At 60.5% G+C, this 3,669-nt stretch carries 3 protein-coding genes; all 3 read right to left on the bottom strand.

The features are described from left to right. Nucleotides 1-171: 171 nt before the first annotated feature. The 3 genes from E4O97_RS22875 to E4O97_RS22865 all read right to left on the bottom strand — a co-directional run bounded on the left by E4O97_RS22875 (nt 172) and on the right by E4O97_RS22865 (nt 3,567). Complete coding sequence (locus tag E4O97_RS22875) at nt 172-2,310, bottom strand: methyl-accepting chemotaxis protein (RefSeq protein ID WP_103734693.1); 2,139 nt, start codon at nt 2,308-2,310, stop codon at nt 172-174. Nucleotides 2,311-2,448: 138 nt separating this feature from the next. Then, nucleotides 2,449-2,850: a YbaN family protein gene (locus E4O97_RS22870; RefSeq protein ID WP_078822216.1), complete on the bottom strand. Its 402-nt coding sequence runs from the start codon at nt 2,848-2,850 to the stop codon at nt 2,449-2,451. Between the two features lie 108 nt (nt 2,851-2,958). Next, on the bottom strand, nt 2,959-3,567 hold the full coding sequence (locus E4O97_RS22865; RefSeq protein WP_078822215.1) for a biliverdin-producing heme oxygenase: 609 nt from the start codon (nt 3,565-3,567) through the stop codon (nt 2,959-2,961). Between the last annotated feature and the right edge of the window lie 102 nt (nt 3,568-3,669).

Genomic DNA, 3,669 nt, shown 5'->3' with positions numbered 1-3,669 from the left:
GCTTTGGTTACTTTCGCGCTTTTCGAAAGTGACCCGCTGTAAGAGCGGAACCTATAGTGGCCGTTACCTAAATAACGGATATGTACTCGGCCCAACCACCCAACCACCCGGTCACATCGTCAACGTGGGGCTGTCGCGCAGCCCCCTCCCACATTGGACCTGTGGTGTGAATTACACCCTGAACTGATCCATCAACTTCATCTGCTGGCTGGCCAGCGCGTTGAGCTGGCTGCTGATCGCCGCCGACTCGGTAGCCTGGCCGGTGAGGGTTTCGGTCACGGTGCGAATCGCCGAGACGTTGCGGTTGACCTCTTCGGCCACCGCGCTCTGCTCTTCGGCGGCGCTGGCGATTTGCAGGTTCATGTCGCTGATCACCGTGACCGCGTCACTGATCTTGCCCAGGGCCTGCACCGCCTGGTGGATCTGCCCGGCATTGCTCTGGGCCTGTTGCTGGCTGGAGTGCATGGTCGCTACCACGCCTCGGGTGCCGCTCTGGATACGCTCGATCACCACGCGGATTTCCTCGACCGAATCCTGGGTGCGTTTGGCCAGGTTGCGTACTTCGTCGGCCACTACCGCAAACCCGCGCCCGCTTTCGCCGGCGCGTGCCGCTTCGATCGCGGCGTTCAATGCCAGCAGGTTGGTCTGTTCGGCAATGCTGCGGATCACTTCCAGGACTGAACCGATTTGCTCGCTGTTGACTGCCAGGGCTTCAACTTCGGTCACGGCCTTGCTGACTTCCTCGGCAAGGGTGGTGATGTCGCGGGTGCTCTGCTCGATGATCGACATGCCTTCGCGGGCCGACTGATCGGCGCCGCGTGCCGCGCTGGCGGCATTGGAGGCGCTGTTGGCGACGTCGTGGGCGGTGGCGCTCATTTCATTCGACGCGGTGGCGACCTGGTCGATTTCACGGAACTGCACCTGCATACCTTCGCTGGTCTGGCGTGCAATGGCCGAGGATTGATCCGCCGTACCTCGGGCTTCGGTGATGCTTTGTTTGATCTGGGCGATGGTCGGTTGCAGCTTGTCGAGGAAGCGGTTGAACCAATTCACCAGCTCGCCCAGTTCGTCTTTCTTGGTGTAGGCCAGGCGTTGGGTGAGGTCGCCGTCGCCGCTGGCAATGTCCTTGAGCATGGCCGCCACGCTGTTGATCGGACGGGTCACGCCGGTGGCGGTCAGCCAGATCAGCAACAAGCCCAGCAAGCCGGCGGCGGCTGCCACCAGCAAGGCTTTGAGGGTGCCGGTAGCCTGGGCTTCGTCGAGCACGGCTTGCAGCTTTTCGTTATCAGCCAGCATCACACTTTTAGGCAGTTTGATCACCACACCCCAGGATTTGGCATCGGCAATCGGCTTGACCGGGTACACGGCGCGAATCGTGTCGTTCTGTTCGCGGATCATGGGCCGATCATTGCCCAGCAGTTGCACGATCTCCTTGCCTTCGGCGCCGAGGGTGTCGACCAGGTTCTTGCCGACCCTGGCCGGTTCGCCGCTGTAGGCTGCAATCAGGCCGGTGCTGGACAGGATTTCCAGGTGAGCAGCCCCGTTGAACACGTCCTTTTGTGCCGCATCGGTGGTGGCTTGCAGGGCAGTGAGGGCGATATCGACACCCACGACGCCGATGACTTTGCCGTCGACGATCAGAGGCAGGGAAATGGTGGTCATCAGCACAGGTTTGCCGGCCACCGTGTCTTCATACGGGTCCAGCAGGCAGGTGCTGCGGGTGTCGCGTGGGCAGGTATACCAAATGTTGTAAGGCGTGCCGCTGAGGTTGAGGGTGGTCTTGGTCAGGTCATCCTCGACCATGATGGTGTTCAGGCTTTCGCCGCCGGCACGGCTCCAGTAGCTGGAAAAGCGACCTTTTTCGTTGGAGACGCGTGCCTTGTCGTCAACGAATTCACTGTCCTTGCCATCCAGGCCGTTGGGCTCGAACGACAGCCAGATGCCCAGTACCTTGGTGTTGCGCTCGAACGCGGTTTTCACGCTCTGGTTGATTTCTTCGCGCAGGGCGCCGGCTTCAATGGAGCGCTTGGTCCCCAACTGACGCAGGTCCTTGATCTGGTCGGCGAGGGCGGTAACCGCCAGCAGGTTTTCACCGAAGGTCTTTTGCAAGTGCCCGGCCTGTTCGGCGGCCTTGGCTTGCAGCAGCTGTTCCACGCTGGCGGTGAGCATTCGTGAGCTTGAATCACTGACCAACCGATCGTTCTGGTTGGTGTTGTAGATATTGATGCCGACCACCAGTGCGATCACTCCCAGCAGGCAGAGGCCGGACAGCAGCACGATTTTCAAGCGGATAGAAAGGGTGTCGAACATAGGTTCACTCACGAATGGACTTGTGGGTATGCACGCAGCAGAGCCAAGTCCATTCGGCGCCGTTCCTGAAACATCGGCGTCACAAATCAATTCATGAGTAATAGGCGATGAGCGGTAGGAAAATGCCTACGCCGGGCGTTATACGGGCCGTGCGAGCTGCTCGGGGCGGGACCAGATCCACAGATTGCCCAGGCTCATCCCGGCGATTGCCAGGTACACGGGCCAGCCATGATCAAGCATCACCAGCATCAACACGGCACACAGCAACATGCTTACGGTGGCGCTGACCTTGGCCCGGCGCGCAATGATCTTGCCGTTGCGCCAGTTGAACAGGATCGGCCCGAACAGGCGGTGGTTTTCCAGCCAGGCGCTTAAGCGCGGTGAGCTTTTGGTGGCGGCCCAGGCGGCCAGCAGGATGAATTCGGTGGTCGGCAAACCCGGTATGACAATCGCGACCAAACCGATCCCCAGGCTGACGTAGGCCAGCAGGCCATAGAGAAGTTGGGCGATCTTTGAGGAGGATTGGGTTTTGCCGGTCATGCTGCAGTTTTCTGGTGGGAGGGTTTACACATTATCTGCCATGAAATGCACTCAAATGTGGGAGCTGGCTTGCCTGCTCCCACATTGAACCGATGTCTACCGGAACATTTACGCCATTTCTGGGGCGCTAGCGTACGCCTGTTCCAGCAACACGGTGAAGCGCACAAACGCATCGATCGCGCCTTTTTCTACCGCAGCTTCTTCTTCGGCGCTGAACTCCAGGCTGTCGAGGGTGCGGGTGAAGCTTTTCCAGCCTTCGGCGCGGCCACCGGCCGGTTCGCCCAGGTGGCGGGCCCCGAAGGTTTCGCTCAGGCCCAGGCCGACGGCGCGCTTGATCAGAAACGCGGCGCCCAGCTTGGAGCCTTCGGACACGAACAGCCAACCCAGGGCTTCGGCCTGGCTTGGGTTTTTCACCGCGCCGGCGACCGGAGCCGGAACGTCGGTGTCCAGGTCAGCCAGGTCGAGCTTGGCGGCTTCGGCGCGGCAGCGGGCGGCCAGGTCGGGAATGATCGTGTTCAGCGCGGCATCGTTGTACAGCGCCACCAGTTCCGACTGGAACAGGTACTGGGCCACCACGAAGCGGGCGAAGTTGGCTTGGGTTTCGAACGGCGCATGAGCCTTCACCAACGCATCCAGCTTGGTGTGCGGTTCATTGGTGATCTGGTTCAGGCGCTGGGAGCGCAGGCTTGGGCGTTCTGCGGTAGGAGAAGCGGTCATGTAAAAAGTCCTTGAAAGAGGGAGCGCCTGGGTGCCCTTAAAGAGAGCTGTTATCAACTAGACGAACAAGAAGACGTGGCACAGTAAAAAATCCTCACCCCG

It is taken from the genome of Pseudomonas sp. W15Feb34, assembly GCF_023127765.1.
Classification (GTDB): domain Bacteria; phylum Pseudomonadota; class Gammaproteobacteria; order Pseudomonadales; family Pseudomonadaceae; genus Aquipseudomonas; species Aquipseudomonas synxantha_A.
The sequence above is the reverse complement of the archived record's forward strand: the minus strand, read 5'-3'. Positions and strand labels throughout refer to the sequence as shown.